Origin of the sequence: Sphingobium cupriresistens LL01 (genome assembly GCF_001046645.1) — a bacterium.
Taxonomy (GTDB): Bacteria; Pseudomonadota; Alphaproteobacteria; order Sphingomonadales; family Sphingomonadaceae; genus Sphingobium; species Sphingobium cupriresistens.
The window spans coordinates 247,398-270,614 of record NZ_KQ130436.1; the positions used below are offsets into that span (position 1 = coordinate 247,398).

Consider the following 23,217-nt stretch of genomic DNA (forward strand, 5'->3'; position numbering starts at 1 on the left):
TCCAATAGAATGACTTCAACGGATCGTTGCAAAAAACAGAGCGGCCCAGGCGTTGATAGCGCGCGTGCGCATTGCGGCCTGCTATCATTTCTATTCGTCACAATGGGCCTGGTGCTCAGGCGATCGTCACTATCTGCGCTCCGCTGTCATGCGGCATCGGCTTAACGACAACCTGATCGCCCATGCGATCGAATGCGATGTCGACTTTGGCCGCATCGATGCCCAGGCTGCTTATCGTCAGGCTCTGAAGGAAATGCGGCAAAGTAGGCTTGTGAAACGAAATCTGCTTTGCCGACACATCGAAACGCAGCCCCAGGCTGGATTGGATCAGCGCCAGTGGCGCGGCGGCCGACCAGGCCTGCGGGCTGCAGGCGACCGGATAGAAAGTAGGGCCTTGAGAGCGGCGCCGTGGGAAACCGCAGAATAGTTCCGGCAGCCGCATCATATCGACATAGGTCGCGGCGGCGAACAGGCCCTCGAATATTTGCGCTGCCTCGCGCTGATAGCCGTAGCGCGAAAAACCGCTTGCGATCAGCGCATTGTCGTGAGGCCAGATTGAACCGTTATGATAGCTCATGGGATTGTAGCGTTTTTCGGTCGAGGCGATCGTGCGCACCCCCCAACCGGAAAAGGACGCCGGCGCCATAAGGGTGCGGACGACTGCTTCGGCGCGCTCTTCCCGCGCCAGCCCGGTATAAAGGACGTGTCCGGCATTGGATGATCGCACCCGGCATGGCCTCTTGTCTCCATCGAGCGCCAGAACGTAGGTGCCCAGCGCGGCGTCGAAAAAGGCGGCGTCGAACCGATCGCGCAACTGACCTGCGCGATCCCGATAATCCGCCGCGCGAACATCGTCGCCGACCGCACGGAACAGCGCTGCCGCCGCACGCCACGCGCCATAGACATAGGCCTGGACCTCGGCCAGGGCGATCGGGCCGCGCGCAATGCTCCCATCGGCGTGGAAAATGGAATCATGGCTGTCTTTCCAGCCTTGATTTTGCAGGCCCTGATCGGTCAGGCGTCCATATTCGACGAAACCGTCGCCATCGCGGTCCCCATGCAGGTCGATCCAGGCGAGCGCCGCCTCAATATGGGGAAGGATCGTCTTTAGAAAAGCCATGTCGCCGGTGCGCTCGAGATAGGCGCCCGCCAGCATCACGAACAGCGGCGTGGAATCGATGCTGCCATAATAATGGCGGAATGGCACTTCGCCCAATTCGGCCATTTCGCCGTAGCGCACCTCATGCAATATCTTGCCCGGTTCGGCATCGGCCGCCGGATCGAAGCCGGTCGCCTGATGCGCGGCCAGATACCCCAGCACGCCCCGGCTGATCGCAGGGTCCATCCACAAGGTTTCGAGCGCGGTGATGATGGCGTCGCGCCCGAACACGGTGCTGAACCAGGGGATGCCGGCATAGGGATAGGGGCCAAATTCGGTATCGGTGGACAGCATGGAGATGTCTGCGACCGACCGCCGCGCCACTTCGTTGAACAGGTCGTTGGACGAATGCAGGGTCGCCCCGCGCTTACGTGCGGATCGCAACGCCTGCATCGCTTCGCGCAAGGACTTGAGGAATTGCTTGGGCAATCCGTCGCGCACATCGATCTTGCTGCAGGAGATGCGGGTGAACAGGGCGCAACGCGCGCCCGGCGGCACTGTGACATCGAAGCGCGCATGGCTGTCCGTCAATTCGGTTGGCATGGGATCGAAATGCAGGTGGGTCTGTCGTTCCTGATCGTCCCGTCCAAGATAACCGAGCAGGACGTCCGCCGCGCCGACCTGCGCCTCGCGCATCGCCCCGCGCCGCAAGCGGGTCATGCCGCGTATCTCGAACAGGTCGGCGAAGTCGGCGGCAAAGCTCAGGTCGACGCTGATCTGGCGCGTTTCCGTATCAAAATTGCGAAGGGTGATCCGCTCGTACAACGCATCTTTCCAGAGGAAACGGGTGCGGCGCAAATGAATAAGGTCATGCTCCACCGCCACCCGTCCATCGTCACCGAAAAAATCGGGATTGGCGAGGTCGCATGTCAGCATGGCGTTGTCGTCACGCAACGCCGAACTCAACAGGATCGGCCGCATGTCGTTGACAGTGAGATAGAGGTGCGAAAGATGTCGTGTGTCGCGATGATAGAGGCCTTCCGGGCTGCCGGGGCCGGATATCGCGTCACCGCTATGGTCGAACACGGCGAAACTGTCGCCATGTTTGAGCGTGCGCGGCCTGCGTTCATGCAGCGAGGCTGTCGCCGGGATGAAGAATTGAGTTTGCGCCTGAGACAGGGCCTGTCCTCCCGCGATGCCGGGCGTGTCTGGCTGGATCTGCGTCATGGCGTCTCCTATGCGACGATTTGCAATTCGGCGTCTTCGCCCCGCTGCCGGCGCAGTCGGGCGGCGTCCGTCCGCGCGCCGGGCAAATCATGGTATAGCGCGACATAGTCGGTCGCCATGCGCTGCGCCGTGAAGCGTGCGTCAAATGCGCCACGCACCCGGCGGCGGTCGAGATGCGGCAAGGCCGCAATGGCCGCCACAGCCTCATCTTCGCTCTCGACGATGAAGCCGGACACGCCGTGCTCGATCACTTCGGGCACCGATCCGCAGCGGAAAGCGATCACCGGCGTCGCACAGGCCATGGCCTCGATCATCACCAGGCCGAACGGCTCTGGCCAGTCGATGGGAAACAGCAGTGCGCTCGCCTGACCCAGAAACCGCGCCTTTTGCTGCTCATTGATCTCGCCGATATAATGGACATTGGGATAATGTTCGACGAGCGGGGCGATCTCGCTTTCCCAATAAGCGCGATCGACATTGTCGATCTTGGCCGCGATCTTCAGTTGCAGGCCCGATCGCGCCGCGATGCGGATCGCCCGGTCTGGCCGCTTTTCCGGCGATATGCGGCCCAGAAATGCAAGATAATCGTCGCCCGGTCCCAAACGTGGCGCCAGCAGATCGGCAGGCAGGCCGTGATATATGGTGCCGCCCCAATTAACCGGCGGCATGGGCAGTCGTTGATGGTCGGATATCGACACCAGACTATGATCGGGAAAGACGCGGTAAAAGGGCGGCAGGTCTGGCAGGTCGAGCCGACCGTGCAAGGTGGTGACGGTGCGTCCGATAAAGTCCTGAACCATCGGCAGGTGCAGCATGTCGATATGAAAGTGCAGCGCGTCGAATTCGTCGGCGCGGCGGCGGACCTGCTCCAGCATCATCATATGATAGGGAATGGTGTCGGACACGGCCGGATTAAGACGAAGCGCCATGTCGGTGATCGGCACCAGTTCGGCTTGTGTCTGAGAATCGCCGCTGGCGAACAGGGTGACATCATGCCCCTGGCGGACGAGTTCTTCGGTCAGGTAGGAAACGATACGTTCGGTGCCGCCATAGAATTTGGGTGGGACACTTTCGGCCAATGGGGCGATTTGCGCGATCTTCATGCAGGCATTCCTCTCTCACGAGTGGAGCCTCCGTTCCCCGACTTGCGGTAGGCTGTACCGCTACAAGCATTCAGGCACGGACTGGTTTCATGAACAAACGATGTTTCGTCTCCATCCCGGCCGCCAACCATGTCATGAAGATGCGCAATGAGCGCGCATGTGAACGCCTGCGCAATTCGCGCGTCGGTCGGCGCCCTTCAGGGGCGAGCGGAAGCTGGCTGGCATCCATGTCCGCTTTATGGGCTTCAACGATATCGTGGATCCTACTGCGCCAGCGAGACGATATAAGCGGCCATCGCATCGGCCTGATCGTTCGTCAGCGCTGCGCCACCGCCCGGCGGCATTGGCGCCGGGAATTGTTTGGGGCGGGGCACGCCTTTGAGGACGGTCGCGCGAATGTCGGCCACGCCACCATCGCCCCATAACCATTCCCGGTCGATCAGATTCGGACCTACGGGCGTACCTTCGCCTGCGGGACCATGGCATCCGGCGCAAGGCGCGCCGGCAATTTCCCCTGCATAAAGGCGTCGGCCAAGCGCGACCTTTGCGGAGTCGGCGTTCTTGGCCTGTCCGTCGCTCTCGCCTCCACTGACCGACAGCAGTCCACCGTCCGCCGCTTTGGCCGCGATCAGGGACGCAGCCTTGTCGCCGCGATAGCGGACCCGCCAGACACGACCCTGCCTGTCGTCCGATATATAGAGAGAGCCGTCCGGCCCGATGGCGAGGCCGGTCGGCCGATAGTCTGCCTTGCCGCTGGCGCGTTCAGGGCCGGCAAAGCCATCCGCGAACAATATGGGACCGCCTGACGCACGACCTTGCTTCATCGGCTGGAACAGGATGTTGAAGCCCTGTTGCGGCCCCGGCGCGCGATTCCAGGAGCCATGGAAGGCGATGAAGACGCCGTCCCGATAGGCCGTAGGGAACAGCGTCCCGGCATAGAATATCACCGCATTGGGCGCCCAATGAGCGGGAAACGTGGCGACCGGCCCGCGTCGCCCGGCGCAAGGGCCAATCGCCTTTCCGCCATCGCCGCCATATTCGGGGGCCAGCACCAGGCGCTTGGCACGGGGGTCGAAATAGCATTCCGGCCATCCATAGTCGGCGCCCGCCGCGACCTCGATCAGTTCTTCGGCCGGCGATTCCTGCCCCCGGATGGCCGAATAGAGATGACCCCAATTTTCATGCAACTGGTCGCGGCCATGCTGGGTCGCGAACACGCGCCCCTTACCATCCACGGTGAGGCCTACCGCGTTGCGGATGCCCGATGCGAAACGCGCGGCGGGCCCAAAGCGCTGTTCCTTGCCGGCCGCATCGAAACGCCAGATGCCCGCACGCAGCGTCTTTTCGGCACAGGGCGTCTGGCCCGGCGACCCGCTTTGTCGATTATCGATCTGGCAGGCATTGGTGGCGCTCCCGCTGTTGACGAACAGGCTGCCGTCCGCGCGCAGGGCGATGCTGTGGCTGTCATGATCGCCGGTGGCGGGCAATCCGACGACTACCCGCTCGACCGCATTCATGGGCCTGCGGGTGGCGCCGTCCAGCCGATAGCGTAGGATATGATCGCCATCCTCCAGGAACAGTCTGTCGCGGTCGATGGCTATGCCGGTGCCGCCGGTCTGGCCGGGGAAAGGGCGCTCGACATGATCGGCGCGGCCGTCGCCATCGCGGTCCTGCAACAGGATCAGGCCGGATGCGACCTGCCCGTCTTCGCGGTCGGGCGCGCTGTTGGCATAGACGGTTCCGTCCACCCCCACCACCAGGTGGCGCACATGGCCCAGCTTGTCGGCGAAAATCTCGGCACAAAAACCGGGCGGCAGCGTCAGGCCGCCCGACAATTCGGCGCAGCCTGCATCAGCCCGCTCAGGCGCGGCCAAATGATCGGAGCAACCGCCAAGGGCGGCAAGAGCGCATAGGATGGCGACAGGGAAAAGGCTTTTTAGCGTCATGCAAATCCTGTTTCGAAAAGCAGGGGCGATGGCGGTCTGCCGCCGCGTCTCTAAAAGCCATAATCTAGTATGAGAAATAGATCAATATCGCTTACAGCATTCCTGCGTCGGCCGATGCGTTGCGGATCAACGCCAGCATCTTCCGCCGGGCTTCTTCGCCTTCGCCGCGCATGATCGCGTCGAACACGGCGTCATGGTCCGGCATGGGATCGCGCGATTCCTTGCGCTCGTCACGGGCGAAGCGCGTGGTCCAGGCGACCACCGCCGTGACCGAGGTGGCCAAGGTGATGAGCGATTCATTGCGAGTGGCGAGCAGGATCAGGCGATGGAAACTCTGGTCGGCCGCGCGCCCCTCCGCGGTTTGCAGGCCGAAACGCCGCATTTCCTCCAGCGCGTGACCCATGCGCGAAATATCCTGCCCGTCACGGCGCAACGCCGCGAACTCCGCCGCCGCCGGCTCCACGACGATGCGCAACTCAAAGATATCGCGCAGAAATTCCGGCGTCGGCCCGGCCTCGAACATCCAGGCGAGGACATCCAGATCCAGCATGTTCCACCGCAACCTGTCGTTGATGCGTGTGCCGCTCTTGGTTCGGCTATACACCATGCCCTTGGCGGACAGGACGCGGACCGCTTCCCGATAGGCGGTACGCGACACGCCCTGTTCGGCGCTGTACCGCTCCTCGCCCGGCAGAATATCGCCCGGCTGATAGCGCCCGCCGACTATCGCGACGCCCAGATCATGGGCGATCCGGTCATGGACTGCGCGTTGCGCCGGACTTGAGGCGCGGGCCAGGGGATGGTCGTCTGCTTGCATCATGCAGCCTTCGTCAGCCCTATCAACATGGTCGTCAAGTCCGATCCAAGCCAGTCGGATCATTGGTCTGAGGAAAATAGTCAGCTTTTGGGCCTAATTCATTACTCCGTCAATTTATGGCTTGAATTGGTTTCAAACATTCGTAATCTAGTATGAGAAATAAAAAATGACTCGGAGGGGATGATGTCATGAAAAATAGCGTGCAACTGTCCATATCGCTGTTCGCCCTGCTGGCGGCGCAGTCCGCCTTGGCCCAGGCGGGCGAGGACCAGAGCGCCAAGTCGGTGAGCGATGGCGACATCTTCGTGACCGGTATGCGCGCCAGCCTTTCGTCGGCGCAAAATATCAAGCGCAACGCGCAGCAACTGGTCGATTCCGTGGTGGCCGAGGATATCGGCAAGCTGCCAGACAATAATGTGGTGGAAGCGCTCCAGCGCGTGCCAGGCATCCAGGTATCGCCTCGCGCCCGCGGCGAGTCCGCGACCGTGCTGATCCGCGGCCTTCCCGACGTGGTGACGCTGGTCAACGGCCGTAACATCTTCAGCACCACCGGCCGCTCGCTCTCGCTGGCGGACGTGCCCGCCGACCTCGTTGCCGGCGTGGACGTCTACAAATCGCGCTCCGCCGATCAGTTGGAAGGTGGCATCGCCGGCCTCATCAACGTCCGCACCCGCCGCCCCTTCGACTTCAAGGGCTTCGAATTCGCGCTGGCCGGTCGCGAAGTCTATAGCGAGCAGCCCGACAGGATCGATCCTTATGCCAGCGCGCTGATCAGCAACCGCTGGTCGACCGGCATCGGCGAAATCGGCGCGCTGGTCAGCCTGTCCTATCACAAGACCCGCTATCGCGACGAAACCATCTATAGCGGCGGCTATTTCGGCTATAATCTCGACAATAGCCGAGCGCCCTATACCCCCGGCGTTCCGCTCGATCCGCGCGGCGCCAGCCCGACCGATCCCAAGGTTTTCCGCACCGACGTCATCGGCGCTTTCGACCGCATCGGCACGCGCACCCGCCCGGCGATCAACGCCACGCTGCAATGGGCGCCCGACGACCGGCTGACCATCCACGCAGACGGGCTCTTTTACGGCTATCGTGAACGCGGCAACAGCAACCAGAACTTCACCTCGATGAACGGCGCTCTGCTGTCGCCGCTGGTTTTCGTGGGTGATACAAAACTGGTCCAGTCGCTCAGCATCGCCAATGGCCGCGTCGCCAATTTCGGCGGCGCGTACAAGAATAAGGCGGACCGCTGGCAGGGCGCGCTGGGCGCCGACTGGACCAGCGGCGACTGGAAGGCATCGACCGAGTTTTCCTATACCCGGTCGAAGGCGACCGACATCGGCAACAATCTGGACGTGGATTTCATCGCCTCGCGCACCGATGCGGTGTTCAACGACGGATCTGGCGCGCCCCGTTTCACCCTGCCCAATGACGATATGGCCGACCCGTCGCGCTATTATCTCTCGCGCCTGTCCACCACCCGCACGGTCGGCGATGGCAAGGAACTGGCCTGGCGCGGCGACCTGTCCTGGCGCGCGCCCTTCCTCATCTTCTCCGGCCTCGACGCCGGCATCCGTCTCAGCAAGCGCAACGCCAAATCCGACAGCTTCACCCAGACCATCAACTGCTCCGCGACCGGTGCGGTCCAATGCTACAGCATCAAGGCGGCCAGCTTGCCCGGCCTCATGACGGTCACGCCCGGCGACTTTTACACCGGCACGCGGGAATTCGTGCGCCAATGGGCAACGCCCACCACCGATTATCTGCTGAACAACATAGGCTCCTTACGCCAATTGTTCGGCCTTGCGCCGGGCGATCCGGCCTTTCAGGATACCCAACATTTCGACATCGAGGAAAAGAATTACGCCGGCTATGGCCAGGCCAATGTGGAAGTCGGCCGACTGGACGGCCAGATCGGCGTGCGCGTCATCCGCACCGACATCACGTCCAACGCCTTCCTGGTCCTGCGCGGCGCGACATCGCCCGTCACCATCCGCAACAAGAGCACCGACATTCTCCCCAGCCTGGCGCTGCGCTACAAGCTGAAGGATAATCTCTTCCTGCGCTTCGCCGCCAGCAAGACGATCACCCGCCCCAGCTTCGCCCAGCTCAATCCGGCGCTCACCCTGACCCCGCCGGTGCCGGGGCAGCAGCCCTTCGGCCGCGGCTCCAGCGGCAATGCCGACCTGAAGCCGGTGCGGTCGGACAATTACGACCTCTCGCTCGAATGGTATATCGATCGGTCCAGTTCGATCACCGCGACGATCTTCCGCCGCGACGTTAGCGGCTTCATCCAGTCGGTCACCAGCAATTTCGACATCGACTATCTGGGCGCGGACAATGGCGTCTATCAGATCACCCGGCCGGAAAATTCGGGGTCAGGCAAGTTGCAGGGGATAGAGGGCGGCTTTACTTTTTTCCCCAAGGGACTGCCGACCTGGCTGGACGGCATCGGCATCAGCGCAAACGGCACCTATATCGACGGCAAGAACAAGGCGCTCTCGCCGCTGCCGGGCGTCACCGGCTTTATGGACATCCCGTTCCAAAACGTGTCCAAATATTCCGCCACCGGCACCTTCATCTATGAAACGGGCGGCTTTTCCGCCCGCGCCTCCTATGTCTGGCGCGACACCTATAATGCCGGCCTGCACTTCACCGGCGTCAATCCCAATTTCATCACCAACGGCCAGATCAGCAATCTTGACCTGTCCTTCTCCTATGAGATCAATCCCAACTTCACCATCGTCGCCGACGCGACCAATATACTCAAAAATCTCTACCAGACCTCGTTCAAAGACCCCGGCCTCTACCCGCGCGACACCGTTCTCTACACGCGCACTTTCGCGGTCGGGTTCCGGGCGAAGATCTGATGTTCCTATCGAGAGGATGCCATATGACGATTTCCAGGGTGATCGCTTCGCTGTCCATATTGATGGCGCTGCCCCACGCCGCCCAGGCGCAGGAAGCCAGACAGGTCGCGATCAGCGTGGACGCGGCCAAACCGGTGGGCAAACTGCCCCCGATCTGGCGCTTCTTCGGCGCGGACGAACCCAATTATGCGACGATGAAGGACGGCCGCAAGCTGCTCGTCGAACTGGGCGAACTGAAAAAGGGGCAGGTCTATTTCCGCGCCCATAATCTGCTGAGCAGCGGAGATGGCACCGCCGCCTTCAAATGGGGCAGCACTAACGCCTATACGGAGACAACGGACGGCAGGCCGGTCTATAATTGGGGAATCGTCGATGGCATCATCGACGCCTATCTGGAACAGGGCATCCGTCCCTATCTCCAGATCGGCTTCACGCCAGAGGCCATGGCGAACGCGCCGGCCGGCACGCCCTATCGCCATAGCTGGCGTCCGGGCTTCGCCTATAATCTGATCGCCACCGGCTGGACCTATCCGCCAAAGGATTATGAAAAATGGGCGGAGCTGATCCATCAATGGACGCTCCACAATATCGAGCGCTACGGCCGGGCCGAAGTCGAGAAATGGTATTTCGAGGTCTGGAACGAACCCAACAGCCCCTTCTACTGGAGCGCCAGTCCAGAGGAATTCTATAAGCTGCACGACTATGCCATCGCCGCCGTGCGCAAGGCGCTGCCGACGGCACGCGTCGGCGGCCCGGATGTCGCGGGGCCGGGCGGCGCCTTCATGGACGGCTTTCTGAAGCATGTCTCGTCAGGCAAGAACTATGCGACCGGCCGGACCGGCACGCCGACCGACTTCCTGTCCTTCCATGCAAAGGGGCGGCCGACCTTTGTCGATGGCCATGTCCGCATGGGCATCGCCACCCATCTGCGCGAAACCGATGGCGGCTTCACCAAAGTCCTGTCGATCCCCTCGCTTGCCAATAAACCCGTCGTCATCGGCGAAAGCGACCCCGAAGGTTGCGCCGCCTGTCCGGGACCGGCCAACGCCTATCGCAACGGCACCATGTATAGCAGCTACACCGCCGCCAGCTTCGCGCGCATCTGGGAATTGGCCGAAAGGCGGAAGGTCAATCTGGAAGGCGTCGTGTCCTGGTCCTTCGAGTTTGAGGACCAGCCCTGGTTCGCGGGCTATCGCCAGCTTTCCACCAATGGCGTTGACCTGCCAGTGCTCAACGTCTTTCGCCTGTTCGCGCAATTGGGTGAAACAAAACTGACCACGACCAACAATGCCCAGGTGCCGCTGGACGCGCTGATGCAGCATGGCGTGCAGGGGGATGCCGACATCGGCTCCATCGCCACCCGCACCGCCGACGGCAAGATAGCGCTGCTCGTCTGGCACTATCATGACGACGACGTCGCCGGGCCGGACGCGCAGGTCAAGTTCAGCCTGAACGGCATTAAGGGCAAGCCTGCACAGGCGAAGCTGTGGCGGGTCGATGGCGATCATGCCAACGCTTTTACCGCCTGGAAAAAAATGGGGTCGCCCCAATCCCCCGATCAGGACCAGTATAAGCAACTGGAAGCCGCATCGGTTATGCGCGCCGAAACCCTGCCTGTAGCCACAGGCCAGCGCGGCGGCGCCAGCATCGACTTGCGCCTGCCGCGCCAGGGCGTCGCCCTTATCATCCTCGATGGCCAGTAAGGGCAAAAGGTGGCGGCCATGAAGCGAGCGGGGACGCGGTCCTACGCGGGACGCTGGGCGATCGCGGCGATGATTGCCGTCGCCATCGCCATCAGCTATCTCGACCGCCAAACCCTGCCCTGGGCGATCAAATATATCGAGGCCGATATTCCGATCGGCAACCAAACCAAGGCGTTTCTCGATTCCGCCTTCCTCGCCACCTATGGCCTCATGTATCTGGGCGGCGGCTGGCTTCTGGATCGGTGGGGCACCCGGCGCGGCTTTCTGGCGATCATGATCTTCTGGTCGCTCGCCTGCGCCAGCCACGGGTTGGCCAGCGGCATCGCGGCGTTGATGGTCAGCCGACTGCTGCTGGGCGTAGGGGAGGGCGGGGGCTTCCCCGCCGCTACCCGCGCCATCGCCGAATGGTTTCCCGCCGAACGCCGCGCCGCCGCCATGGGCCTCGTCAATGCCGGGACGGCGGCCGGCGCGGTGATGGCCCCGCCGCTGATCGCAGGCATATTGGCCTATGGCGACTGGTTCGGCTTGTCGAGTTGGCGCTGGGTCTTCTTTGTCACCGGCGCTTTCGGGCTGGGCTGGGCGCTCTGGTGGTTCGCGACCTATCGCACGCCGCCGGTCGCGGACAGCGACACGCATGAAGCAGACGGCCCCGCCCCGACCATCGCTATGCTGCTGGCGCGCCGGGAAGTGCGCGGCTTGGTCGCCGCCAAGTTCCTGAGCGACGGCGCCTGGTATTTCTACCTTTTCTGGCTGCCCAAATATCTGTTCGAGGCACATGGCTTCGACCTGAAACAGGCTGCGACGATCGGCTGGATACCCTATGCCGCATCGGGCGTCGGGAGTCTCTGCGGTGGCTGGCTCTCCAGTCGTCTTCTGTCGTCCGGCCGCTCGGTCGATGCCGCGCGCAAGATCGCCCTGGGGCTGAGCGCCGCCTGTATGCCCTGGGTGATGTTCGCGCCCACGACCGGGTCGATCGCCGCGATCATCGCGATCTTCAGTCTCGCCTTTTTTGGGCAGCAAAGCTGGTCCACCCTGGTCATGACCCTGCCGACCGACCTTGCTCCACGCAGCGCGCTCGGCCGTCTCGCCGGCCTGGTCGGCCTTGGCGGCGCGTTCGGCGGCATCGTCATGGGGCAGGCGGCCGGCTGGGCGCTCGACGCCGGGCTTGGCTACACCCTGGTCCTGACCGTCGCCGCGACCCTGCACCTGATCGCCTTCGCGCTGATCTGCATCGCCATTCCCCGCATCGTCCCAATCACCTTCATGCGAAAGGCCGTTCCTTGAAAATCACCGAAATCCGCACCCGCGTCGTCCAGTGGGAAGGCGAGACCGTGCCGTTGCCGCCGCATTTCTGCACGAACCCGATGGATCTTGTCTCGCCGATGCTGTCGCCCGAGACGATGGGCACCTTCACTTTCCATGGCTGGCTGATCGTGGAAATCTTTACGGACGCAGGTCTGGTCGGCATCGGCAACGCCGCGCTCGCGCCGCTCGTGACCAAGCAGATGATCGACCAGTATCTCAGCCCCCTGCTGATTGGCCAGAACCCGTGGGACAGCGAGTTCCTGTGGCAACATATGTATCGCAAGACCATGGCGTTCGGGCGCAAGGGCGTGGCGCTGGTCGCGATCTCCGCGCTCGACATCGCTATCTGGGACTTGATGGGCAAGGCTGCCAAACAGCCGGTTTTCCGCCTGCTGGGCGGGCGCACGAAAGCGAAGATCCCGGTCTATGCCAGCCGCCTCTATTCGATCCCGCTGAATGAGTTGGCGCAGGAAGCCGCCGCCTACAAAGCGCAAGGTTATAAGGCGATGAAGCTGCGCTTCGGCTGGGGGCCGATCGACGGGGCCGCGGGCATGGCGCGCAACGTGGAATTGATCCGCACCGTGCGCGAAACCGTGGGCGACGACATCGACATCATGGCGGACGCCTATATGGGCTGGAGCCTGGACTATGCCAAACGCATGATGCGCCTGATCGAACCCTTCAACCTGCGCTGGCTGGAGGAGGCGATCATCCCCGACGACATTAACGGCTATCATGAGCTGCGCCGCTTCGGCACGACGCCGATCGCGGCGGGCGAACATGAGTTCACCAGCTACGGCTTCCGCCAGATGATCGAGGCCAAGGCGCTCGACTATTTCCAGTTCGACACCAACCGCGTGGGCGGCATCACCGCCGCCCGCAAGATCCAGGCGCTGGCTGAGGCCTATTCCATCCCCGTCGTTCCCCATGCCGGGCAGATGCACAATTATCATGTCGTGATGGCCAGCCTGAACAGCCCCATCGCCGAATATTTCCCGATGGTCGATGTGGAGGTCGGCAACGAACTCTTCTGGTATATTTTCAAAGGCGAACCGCAGGCGGTGGACGGCTATATCGATCTGGACGACACTCTCCCCGGTCTGGGCCTCGAAATCGACGAGGCCGCCCTCTCGCGCTTCAAGGTGATCGGATGATGAACAGGAAAGTCGCCGTTCTGGGACTGGGCATTATGGGGTCCGGCATGGCGCGGCGATTGATCGCCGCCGGATTCGAGGTGGCGGTGTGGAATCGTAGCCGCGAAAAGGCGGAGGCACTGGGCGCGGCCGGCGCGCGGATCGCCGAAACGCCGGCAAACGCGGCCAGCGGCGCATCGATCGTCGTCGCGATGCTGGCCAATGATGATGTATCGCGGACTGTCTGGACCGGCGACGACGGCGCCCTTGCCGTCATGGATCGGGACGCGATCGCGATCGAATCCAGCACCCTGACCAGCGATTGGGTATTGGAACTGACGCGGGACGCCGTCGCGCATGGCGTGCGCTTCATCGAGGCTCCGGTCACGGGCAGCCGGGACCAGGCAGCGCAGGGCATACTTCGTTTCCTTGTCGGCGGCGACGCCGATGCGATCGACGCCGCACGCCCTGCCTTCGACGCCATGGGCAGCGCACTCGTCCATCTCGGTCCGGTGGGCAGCGCCGCGACGGTCAAGCTCGCCAACAATTATCTGTGCGGCGTGCAGGCCGCCAGCCTGGCCGAAGCCATCGCCCTGTTCGAAAGGCGCGGCCTCGACATGGAGCAGGCGATGTCGATCCTGTTCGACGGCGCGCCCGCCAGCCCGATGGTGAAGGGGGTGGGTCGCCGGATGCTTGATCGAGATTATGCGCCGCATTTTCTGGTGCCATTGATGGCCAAGGATCTGGGCTATGCCGCCCAGGCCCTGGCCGATGCCGGCATCCCCTCCGCCATAGCCCAGGCAGCGCGACAACGCTTCGCGGAAGCCGATGCGGCCGGCGAGGGGGAACGCGACATAGCGGCGATCGTGGAGCAGCTGCGAAAAGCGTGAAAATCGAGGGCGAGAGAGGCGGACGCCCCAACGCTTTACGGTGTTCTGAAAATGCTGAATTCGAATGAATTCGTATGCGCAGCTTGCTCGTCGCCCGTCGCCATGCAAGCGGTGATGGTTGATGCAGGCAAGCGGCGGCAGGCCGCGTCCGCGACGGGAGGGGACAGGCATGAACAAGCCGAAACAGGGCTTTGCCGGATTGTGGAATATCAGTTTCGGTTTTTTCGGCATCCAGATCGGCTTCGCGCTGCAAAACGCCAATATGAGCCGGGTCTTCCAGTCGCTTGGCTCCAGCATCGACGACCTATCGGCCTTATGGGTCGCCGCGCCGCTGACCGGCCTGCTGGTCCAGCCGATCGTCGGGCATCTTTCCGATCGCACCTGGCTGGGGCGGCTCGGCCGTCGCCGCCCTTATTTCCTGGCAGGCGCGATCCTCTCCACGGTGGCGTTGCTGGGGATGCCGCAAAGCGACGGGCTGCTGATGGCCGCATTGCTGCTGTGGATGCTCGACGCCAGCCTCAATATCTCGATGGAGCCGTTCCGCGCCTTTGTCGGCGATATGCTGGGCAAGGATCAGCATATAATAGGCTATGCGGTGCAGACCGCGTTCATCGGTGCGGGCGCGGTGGTGGGATCGCTCTTTCCCTATGTCCTAGACCATCTGGGCGTCGCCAACGTCGCGGCGGCGGGGCAGGTGCCCGATACGGTGCGCTACAGTTTTTGGGCAGGCGGCGCTGCGTTGCTGGCCGCGGTGCTCTGGACCGTGATGACGACGCGCGAATATGCGCCGGACCAGATCCGCGCCTTCGCCGACGCTGACGAAGCCGCCGCCACGGCGCCCGATCTGGCAGGCCGCGCCATCGGTCCCTGCGTCATCTGGATTGGCGCGGGAGTCTTCGTCGCGCTGCTGGTCGCCCTCTGGGCAATGGAAAAGGAAGTCTATTTGCTCGCCGCGCTGTTGGCCGGCTACGGCCTCGCCAGCCTGGTCGCCATTCTGCTGGCCCGCGCTGGACGCGGCGCACATATGCTGGCGCATATCGTCGGCGATATCGGCGCTATGCCTCCGATCATGCGACGACTGGCGGTGATCCAGTTCTTCAGTTGGTCGGCGCTCTTCATCATGTGGATTCACACCACGCCGGTCGTCGCCCAATATATGTTCGGATCGGCCAATCCCGCCAGCGCCGCCTATCAGGCTGGCGGCAACTGGGTAGGGGTGCTCTTCTCGGTGTATAATGGCGTGGCCGCAGTCGCCGCCCTGACGCTTCTGCCCTGGGTGGCGGCGCGGATCGGCAAGGCGCGGACCCATGCGCTGTGCCTGGTTGCGGGCGCGGCAGGCTTCGCCAGTTTCCTGATCGTGCGTGATCCCAACCTGCTGCTGCTCAGCGAAGCCGGGATCGGCATCGCCTGGGCCTCGATCCTCGCCATGCCTTATGCCATGCTCGCCTCGACCCTGCCGCAGGCCAAGCTCGGCGTCTATATGGGCGTGTTCAATATCTTCGTCGTGCTGCCGCAATTGCTGGTGGCGACGGCGATGGGATCGATCATGAAGACATTCTTCCCTGGCGACCCCATCTGGACCATGGCCTTCGCCGCGGCCACGCTGCTGCTGGCGGCGTTGGCGACCTTGCGAATCAGGGCGTGAGCCGATGCAGCGATTCGCGCTTCGCATGAAGACCGATATCAGCAGAATTCAGGCCGCTATCGATGCCTAATTCCGCTACGGAAAGCGTTGCACTCTGCCACGGATGCAATCTTTGCAATTGCGAAATAATCGTTCGCACTTGCGAAAGATTACCAGTTGGTACATCAGGAACGGGCCTTTCAGGCATCCTCTCCTAAAACTTTACGGGCTGGTCTTCGGATCGGCCCTTTTTTTGTCTTCGTCGGATCGCGCGTCGTCCAGCCCCTGCGGCACTGTCCAGGCGATGCCCTCATCCAGATAGGCTTCCAGTTCACGCCAATGCCGGTCCCATCCCGGTCCCCGACGGGCGGGGGGCACTTCCTGCTCCACCATCAAGCGCGCGCGTCGGATCGGATTGGACGGCCGCTGCTCCATCCTTAGCACGATATCGCGCACATCCTGGGGACCGTCCTTGCTCATATGCTCCTCCCCCAGGCTTCCCGCCCGGTCGCTCGCCTTTGCCCCGGAAGCCAAGGAACAGGCAATGACCTTGTCGGTGCGACGCAACAACATTGTCTATTCGTCATCCTTCCGTCATAAAGCGCCATGTCATTGCCTTCTGGCCCGTCGGCCCCACCCATCGCCCGTATCCAGCAAAATGTGCTCGCCGTGGCGGAACGTCGCCTTCTCAATTGGCTCTGCGCCCATATGCCGCGCTGGGTCACGCCCGACATGCTCACCGCGCTGGGCATGGTGGGCGCGTTCGCCATTTTCGCGGGCTATGCCGCCAGCAATTGGGGCGTCGATTGGCTATGGCTGGCGATCGCGGGCTATGCGCTGCAATGGTTCGGCGACTCCCTGGACGGCAGCCTGGCGCGGTTCCGCCATATCGAACGGCCATCCTACGGCTATTTCATCGACCATAGTTGTGATGGCCTGGCGACCTTGCTGATCCTGGCGGGCATGGGGGCCAGCCCCTATATCCGCATGGATGTCGCGCTGGTCGCGCTGGCGGGCTATCTGCTGCTGTCGATCCACGCCTATCTGTCGGCGCGAGTCTTGGGCGAATTCAAACTATCCTATCTTGCCGCCGGACCCACCGAATTGCGGCTGTTGCTGATCGGTCTGACGATCGCGATGATGCTGTTGGGCTACGCCCCTGGCTGGTTCGGCGCGGTGTCGGGATTTGACCTTTTCGTCGGCATAATCGGCGCCATCTTGGTGCTGCTGTTCATCGGCCAGACGCTAACCACCGCTAAGCGTTTGTCGTCGTCGGAACAGCCCGGCAAAATGCGCTGAGAGCATCGTGTAGAAAAGCGGGAATCGGATTTTGGCTTGAAATCATGCGAAAACAAAAACTATAGCAGGCGCCGCCTTTCACGCAGCCTGCCATAATTTGCTCGCGTCAAGGACGGCGCCGCATATTGTCCCGCGCGCCACAGCGCGAGATCAATTGGTTGAGGCGCACTTCATCCTGCGCGCCAGACGCAAATAATTGGCAAAGCCAATCCAGACACCGTGCCAATAGCAGCATGGTTCCTCTCCCTTATTATCCGCGCATCATAGCAGATTCGCGCCATGGGAGAAGAGGGGGAGCGATAATATGGTTGCTTACTGATCAGCGCCAATTGCGCGGTAGAGCATCACTCTGTTGCTCACTAGCGCAAGGTTCGTGACGATAGCCGATTGCCGCGCGCTATAGAGCGCGCGCTGGCTGGTCAGCGCGGTCAGGAACGTGTCGATACCCGACCGATAACGCTGGTCCGCCAGATCATAGGCGCGTTGGCTGGCCGCCACCAATCGCCGCTGCGCCGCCTGCTGCGCATCGATCGTCCCCTCGCGTGCGAGTGCGTCTGCGACTTCGCGGAAGGCGGTCTGCACCGCCTTTTCATATTGTGCGACATAAAGGTCGCGTTGCGCCTTGCTATAGTCCAGGTTCCCGCGGTTCGCACCGCCGAAGATCGGCAGGCTGGCGGATGGGCTGACCGACCAGGCGAAGCCGTTGCCGGTGAAGAGCGAGGACAGGGCCGAACTGGCCACGCCGATCGCCGACGTAAGGCTGATCGTCGGGAACATGGCCGCGCGCGCCGCACCGATATCGGCATTGGCGGCCTTGAGCTGATGTTCCGCCTGCAGCACGTCGGGCCGCTGGAGCAGCACGTCCGACGACAGGCCCGCCGGCGCCTTCGCCACGCCCGCGATCAGGCTGTCGAGCGAGGCGGGTAGCAAGGCCTCCTCCACCGGCGTCCCCACCAGCAGGTCGAGCGCGTTGCGATCCTGCGCGACTTGGGTGACGTTGGCGGCGACGTCCGACGCCGCCTGCTCGACCGTGGTTTCGGCTTGATGGACATCGAGCTTGCCGATCAGGCCGGCGCCATTGAGCTGGCGGGTGATGTCCAGCGTACGCTGGGCGCTCGCCTGGGTCTGGCGCGAAACCGCCAGCAGTTCCTGGTCAGCGGCCAGCGTCGCATAGGCGGTCGCGGTCTCAGCAATCAAGGTGATCCGGGTCGCCCGCGCGCCTTCCTCCGTCGCCAGATAGGTTTCGAGCGCCGACTGGGTCAGGTTGCGGACGCGGCCGAACAGGTCGATCTCGAACGCGCTGAAGCCGATGTCGGCGCTGTAACTATTCTGCCGATTGTCATTCTGGCGGACGAAGCTGGCGCCGGCGTCGGCGGTGATGGTGGGCAATTGGGCGGCGCGTTGCACCCTATATTGCGCGCGCGCCGACTGGATGTTGGCGATCGCGGCGCGCAGGTCGCGATTATTGGCCAGCGCTCGCGCGATCACGCTACGCAGCTTCGTGTCGCCGACCAGTTCGGTCCAGGCCAGGCCAACCTTTTGTCCGGCCTGCCCAGGCGCATAGGCTTCCCCGTTGGGCAAGGTGGCGGGCACTGGCGCTGTCGGTCGCACATAGGTCGGCGCCATGTTGCATCCGGCCAGCGTCAGCAGCGATACCGCCGACAGTGAAAGGCGGATCATGCCGGAACTCCTGCGTCTGGCGCCGGGGCTGGCGGCGCGGCGTTCTTTTTACCGCTGAAAAGGCCCGCAATCGTGACGAAGAACAGCGGCACGTAGAAGATGGCCAGCGCCGTCGCCGTCGTCATGCCGCCAACGACCGCCGTACCGATCGCAACACGGCTCTGTGCGCCTGCGCCCGTTGCGATCGCCAACGGGATGACGCCGGCGATGAAGGCAAGGCTGGTCATCAGGATCGGGCGGAAGCGCAGCCGCGCCGCTTCCAGCGCGGCGGACAGCGCGTCCTTGCCCTGTTTGTGCGCCAGTTCGGCGAACTCGACGATCAGGATCGCATTCTTCGCGGCCAGACCCATCGTGGTGAGCAAACCAACCTGGAAGAAGATATTATTCTCCAGCCCGCGCGCCCACACCGCGATCACCGCGCCGACAAGGCCGAGCGGGATCACCAGCAGCACCGCCAGCGGGATCGACCAGCTTTCATAGAGAGCGGCAAGGCACAGGAACACGACCAGCACCGACAGGCCGTAGAGCAACGGCGCCTGACCGCCGGACAGTTGCTCCTGATAGGACAGGCCGCTCCATGCGTAGCTGGTGCCGGTCGGCAGTTGCTTCTGCAATTCGACTATCCGGTCCATCGCTTCGCCCGAACTGGCGCCCGCGCCGGCCTGGCCCTGGATTTCGAAAGAGGACAGACCGTTGAAACGCGCCATCGTGCTAGGCCCCATCGTCCAATGCGTGGTCGCAAAGGCGGAGAAGGGCACCATTTCGCCGGTGCTGCTCGACCGTACCATCCAATTGTCGATATCGGTCGGCAACGCGCGATAGGCCGCATCAGCCTGCATATAGACGCGCTTCACTCGGCCGCGATCGACGAAATCGTTGATATAGGTGCTGCCCCAGGCGGAACTGAGGACATCGTCGACATCGCTCTGCGTCAGGCCCAGCACCGCCAGCTTCTCATTGTCGATATCGACTTTGAGCTGGGGCGTATCCTCCAGCGATGCGGCGCGCACGCCGGCCAGCACCGGATCTTTGGACGCTGCGTCGATCAACTGGTTGCGCAGTTCCAGAAAGCGCGCGCGGCTGAGGCCGCCATTGTTCAGCAGTTCGAAGGTGAAGCCGTTCGATTGGCCGAGGCCCCGGATAGAGGGCGGCGTCATGCCCAGTATCTTGGCGTCGCGGATCGCCGCGAGTTGCTTGGTCGCGCGTCCGGCAATCGTCCCCGCCGTGTTTGCGATACCCTTACGCTCGTTCCATGGCGCCAGGTTGATGAAGCCCTGGCCGACATTCTCGCCCTGGCCCTGGAAGCTGAATCCAGTCATGATGAAGGCGAAGGCGACATTGTCCTTCTCGTCGTTCAGGAAATAATTCTGCACCTGGTCGATCACCGCATTGGTCCGGCTCGATTTGGCGCCGGCGGGCAGCGTGACCTGCACCATCACCTGCCCTTGATCCTCGACCGGCAGGAAGCTGGACGGCAGCCGCACGAAGATGAGAACCAGCAGCGCCAGCACCACGACATACAGGCCCCAGAACAGCTTGCGCCGATTCAACATCTGCTGCGTGCGGCGGACATAGCCGCCGGTCAGCCTCTCAAACCAGCGGTTGAACTTGCCGGCCCAACCTTCGTTGCGATGGTCCTCGCTCGCGGACTTGAGGAGGGTCGCGCACAGCGCCGGCGACAGAATCAACGCGACCACCACCGACAGTAGCATCGATGACACGATGGTTATGGAAAACTGGCGGTAGATGACGCCGGTCGATCCGCCGAAAAAGGCCATGGGCAGCAACACTGCCGACAGCACCAAAGCGATGCCGACCAGCGCGCTGCCGATCTCCTCCATCGACTTGATCGTCGCCTCGCGCGGGGAAAGCCCTTCCTCCTCCATGATGCGCTCGACATTTTCGACCACGACGATCGCGTCGTCGACCAGCAGGCCGATGGACAACACCATACCGAAGAGGGTCAGCGTGTTGATGGAATAGCCGAACAAGGCGAGAATGCCGAAGGTGCCGAGCAGCACCACTGGCACCGCGACGGCGGGGATCAGCGTCGCGCGCCAGCTTTGCAGGAAGACGAACATCACCACCACGACCAGCGCGACCGCTTCAAGCAACGTCTTGATGACTTCTTCGACCGACAGCTGGATAAAGGGCGTGGTGTCGCGCGGAAATACGACTTTATATCCATGCGGCAGGCTGCTCGACAGTTCGGCGACCTTCGCCTTGACCAGTTCGGCGGTCTTGAGCGCGTCGGCGCCCGGCGCCAGTTGCAGCGCAACGCCGGACGCGGGATGGCCGTTGAGCCGCGCGGCCGTGGTATAGCTTTCATTACCCAGTTCGACTCGCGCCACGTCGGACAGATGGACGATCGATCCGTCGGTCTGGGTCTTGACGATGATGTTGCGGAATTGTTCGGGCGTCTGCAACCGCGCGCGCGCCGTCACGGTGGCGTTGATCTGCTGCCCGGCGGGCGCCGGGTCGGCGCCGATCTGGCCCGCCGACACTTCGACATTCTGCGCCGCAATCGCGCTCTGTACGTCGGACGGCATCAGCTTTACCGCGGCAAGCTTGTAGGGGTCCAGCCACACCCGCATCGCATATTGCGACCCGAAGACCTGGGTGGCGCCGATGCCATCGATACGCGCGATCGGGTCCTGGAAATTATTGACCAGATAATCGGCGATGTCCGCCTGCGTCGCTATGTCCGTCTCGTCATACAGGCCGACCAGCATCAGGAAGTCGGTCTGCTGTTTGGTGACGGACAGGCCCTGCTGCTGCACGGCGTTGGGCAGGCGACTGAGCGCCTGCTGCACCCGATTCTGCACCTGCACCTGCGCGGTGTCGGGATCGGTGCCCTTCTGGAAAGTCACGGTGATCCGCGCCTGTCCGGTGGCGGTCGAGGAGGAGGAAAAATACATCAGCCCGTCAATGCCGGTCAGTTGCTGCTCCAGCACCTGGGTAACACTGGTTTCCACGGTTTCGGCCGATGCGCCGGGATAGGTGGCGCTGATGCCGACGCCAGGCGGGGCGATGTCGGGATATTGGGCGATGGGGAGCGACAGCATCGCGCCCAGGCCCGCCAGCATGATGCCGATGGCGATGACCCAGGCGAAAATCGGCCGTTCGATGAAATAGCGGCTGAGCAAGGGCCGGCTCCTATTGCGCTGTCTTGATGGCGACAGGCTTGACGACGTCGTCGGCCTTCACCTTGTCGGTGCCCTCGACGATCAGGCGGTCGCCGGCCTTGAGACCCGCGGTGATCAGCCATTTGTCGCCGATCGCCTGAGCGGCGGTGACGATACGGCGTTCGACCTTGTTCGCCTTGTTCACGACCAGCGCCGTGGCGTTGCCCTTGGGATCGCGGTTGATGCCCTGTTGCGGCGCCAGAATCGCGCCGGGCACCACCGATTGCGGCGCGATCACGCGGACGAACATGCCGGGCATCAGCAGCCCGTCAGGATTGGGAAAGCGCGCGCGCAACGTCACCGTGCCGCTGTTGACGTCGACGATCGGCTCGGCGAATTCGATCCGGCCTTCCTGGGGATAGTCGGCGCCATCTTCCAGTTTCAGCCGGATGGTCGCGCTGGCCGCCAGCGTCTTGCCCGCCGCCAGCGACCGGCGCAACGCCAGGATCTGCGAGCTGGACTGGGTGACGTCGACATAGATGGGGTCGAGTTGCTGGATCGTGGTCAACGGGTCGGTCTGGCTGGTCGTCACCAGCGCGCCGGGCGTGAACAGGGTACGGCCGATGCGCCCGCTGATCGGCGCCCGGACCAATGTGAAGTCCAGATTGACGCTGCTGGTCTGCAGGCTGGCGCGCGCCTGCTGCACCGCGGCGCTCGCCTGGCGCGCGGTCGCGATCACATCGTCGCGGTCCTGCGCGCTCACCGCTTCGGTGTCGCCCAGGCTGCGATAGCGCTGCGCCTTGGCCTGCGCGGCTGCGGCGGTCGCCTGCGCACTGGCCAGACTGGCCTGCGCCTCGTCGCGCGACGCGCGATAGAGGCGGGCGTCGATCTGGTAGAGCGGCTGGCCGGCGCTGACCATCGATCCTTCGGTGAACAGCCGCTTCTGGATCAGTCCCGCCACCTGCGGCCGCACTTCCGACATCATGGTCGATACGGTGCGGCCGGGCAGTTCGCTGGACACGGTGGCGTCCTGCGTGCTCAGCGTGACCACGCCCACTTCCACCGGCCCCTTTTGCGGCGGCTTTTGCTGTCCACATGCCGCAAGCGACAGGCCAAGAGCGATTGGCGCGACCCGAAGGCTGCGCAAGGTGGCGGAAAGGAGCATGGTGTGGCGCTTATCCTTGAAACTGTGCCGCACAGGCCCCTGCGATGCCCGCCGATGCACGAATAAGACCGGACCGGGCGCACGAGGGGGAGGGGGGAGGGGCGTGCGCGACCGATTCGGGCCGTGCACCGGGTTTCCAGCCAGGATGGCGGGTATAGGCATCGCAAGGACTCCGTTGGCGTCGGCAGGGGAGCCGACCTGGCCCTCTTCGCGGCTTTGCCCGTCTCA

Annotated in this window: 15 protein-coding genes; 7 read left to right on the forward strand and 8 right to left on the reverse strand. The window is 63.2% G+C overall.

Going from position 1 to position 23,217, the window contains the following annotated elements:
- Positions 1–115: 115 nt before the first annotated feature.
- The 4 genes from V473_RS17725 to V473_RS17740 all read right to left on the reverse strand — a co-directional run bounded on the left by V473_RS17725 (position 116) and on the right by V473_RS17740 (position 6,195).
- Positions 116–2,326 (reverse strand): amylo-alpha-1,6-glucosidase, encoded by a 2,211-nt coding sequence (locus V473_RS17725; RefSeq protein ID WP_066608125.1) that lies wholly within the window; start codon positions 2,324–2,326, stop codon positions 116–118.
- An 8-nt stretch (positions 2,327–2,334) separates the two neighbouring features.
- On the reverse strand, positions 2,335–3,429 hold the full coding sequence (locus tag V473_RS17730; RefSeq protein ID WP_066608127.1) for a glycosyltransferase family 4 protein: 1,095 nt from the start codon (positions 3,427–3,429) through the stop codon (positions 2,335–2,337).
- A gap of 263 nt (positions 3,430–3,692) precedes the next feature.
- Positions 3,693–5,375 (reverse strand): PQQ-dependent sugar dehydrogenase, encoded by a 1,683-nt coding sequence (locus V473_RS17735; protein WP_066608129.1) that lies wholly within the window; start codon positions 5,373–5,375, stop codon positions 3,693–3,695.
- 91 nt (positions 5,376–5,466) lie between these two features.
- Complete coding sequence (locus V473_RS17740) at positions 5,467–6,195, reverse strand: FadR/GntR family transcriptional regulator (protein WP_066608751.1); 729 nt, start codon at positions 6,193–6,195, stop codon at positions 5,467–5,469.
- A gap of 185 nt (positions 6,196–6,380) precedes the next feature.
- On the opposite strand from V473_RS17740, the gene V473_RS17745 reads away from it, so the two are divergent.
- The 6 genes from V473_RS17745 (at position 6,381) to V473_RS17770 (ending at position 15,741) form a co-directional block, all read left to right on the forward strand.
- A complete protein-coding gene (locus V473_RS17745; RefSeq protein ID WP_066608132.1) occupies positions 6,381–9,065 on the forward strand; it encodes a TonB-dependent receptor in 2,685 nt (894 codons plus the stop codon).
- Positions 9,066–9,088: 23 nt separating this feature from the next.
- Positions 9,089–10,768: a GH39 family glycosyl hydrolase gene (locus tag V473_RS17750; protein WP_066608135.1), complete on the forward strand. Its 1,680-nt coding sequence runs from the start codon at positions 9,089–9,091 to the stop codon at positions 10,766–10,768.
- A gap of 18 nt (positions 10,769–10,786) precedes the next feature.
- A complete protein-coding gene (locus tag V473_RS17755; RefSeq protein ID WP_242495948.1) occupies positions 10,787–12,052 on the forward strand; it encodes an MFS transporter in 1,266 nt (421 codons plus the stop codon).
- Positions 12,049–13,227 carry an L-rhamnonate dehydratase gene (locus tag V473_RS17760; protein WP_066608138.1) on the forward strand — a complete coding sequence of 393 codons (1,179 nt, stop codon included), beginning with the start codon at positions 12,049–12,051 and terminating at the stop codon, positions 13,225–13,227. Before V473_RS17755 ends, V473_RS17760 begins: the two co-directional genes overlap by 4 nt.
- Positions 13,224–14,096 carry an NAD(P)-dependent oxidoreductase gene (locus V473_RS17765; protein ID WP_082679195.1) on the forward strand — a complete coding sequence of 291 codons (873 nt, stop codon included), beginning with the start codon at positions 13,224–13,226 and terminating at the stop codon, positions 14,094–14,096. The genes V473_RS17760 and V473_RS17765 overlap by 4 nt, the downstream gene beginning before the upstream one ends.
- Before the next feature lie 169 nt (positions 14,097–14,265).
- A complete protein-coding gene (locus tag V473_RS17770; RefSeq protein WP_066608759.1) occupies positions 14,266–15,741 on the forward strand; it encodes an MFS transporter in 1,476 nt (491 codons plus the stop codon).
- Between the two features lie 201 nt (positions 15,742–15,942).
- Here the strand turns inward: V473_RS17770 and V473_RS17775 are convergent, their stop codons facing one another.
- Complete coding sequence (locus tag V473_RS17775) at positions 15,943–16,293, reverse strand: hypothetical protein (RefSeq protein WP_148648439.1); 351 nt, start codon at positions 16,291–16,293, stop codon at positions 15,943–15,945.
- A 33-nt stretch (positions 16,294–16,326) separates the two neighbouring features.
- On the opposite strand from V473_RS17775, the gene V473_RS17780 reads away from it, so the two are divergent.
- On the forward strand, positions 16,327–17,019 hold the full coding sequence (locus V473_RS17780) for a CDP-alcohol phosphatidyltransferase family protein (protein WP_066608140.1): 693 nt from the start codon (positions 16,327–16,329) through the stop codon (positions 17,017–17,019).
- A gap of 312 nt (positions 17,020–17,331) precedes the next feature.
- Here V473_RS17780 and V473_RS17785 read toward each other — a convergent pair whose 3' ends face one another.
- Genes V473_RS17785 through V473_RS17795 form a run of 3 tightly spaced genes read right to left on the reverse strand, consistent with a single transcriptional unit; the run spans position 17,332 to position 22,989 of the window.
- Entirely contained in the window at positions 17,332–18,699 is a 1,368-nt protein-coding gene (locus V473_RS17785) for an efflux transporter outer membrane subunit (RefSeq protein ID WP_066608148.1), read from the reverse strand.
- The gene (locus tag V473_RS17790; RefSeq protein WP_066608151.1) at positions 18,696–21,845 is read right to left on the reverse strand and encodes an efflux RND transporter permease subunit; all 3,150 of its coding nucleotides are present in this window, start codon (positions 21,843–21,845) and stop codon (positions 18,696–18,698) included. Before V473_RS17790 ends, V473_RS17785 begins: the two co-directional genes overlap by 4 nt.
- 10 nt (positions 21,846–21,855) lie before the next feature.
- Complete coding sequence (locus V473_RS17795; protein WP_277986011.1) at positions 21,856–22,989, reverse strand: efflux RND transporter periplasmic adaptor subunit; 1,134 nt, start codon at positions 22,987–22,989, stop codon at positions 21,856–21,858.
- Positions 22,990–23,217 lie beyond the last annotated feature (228 nt).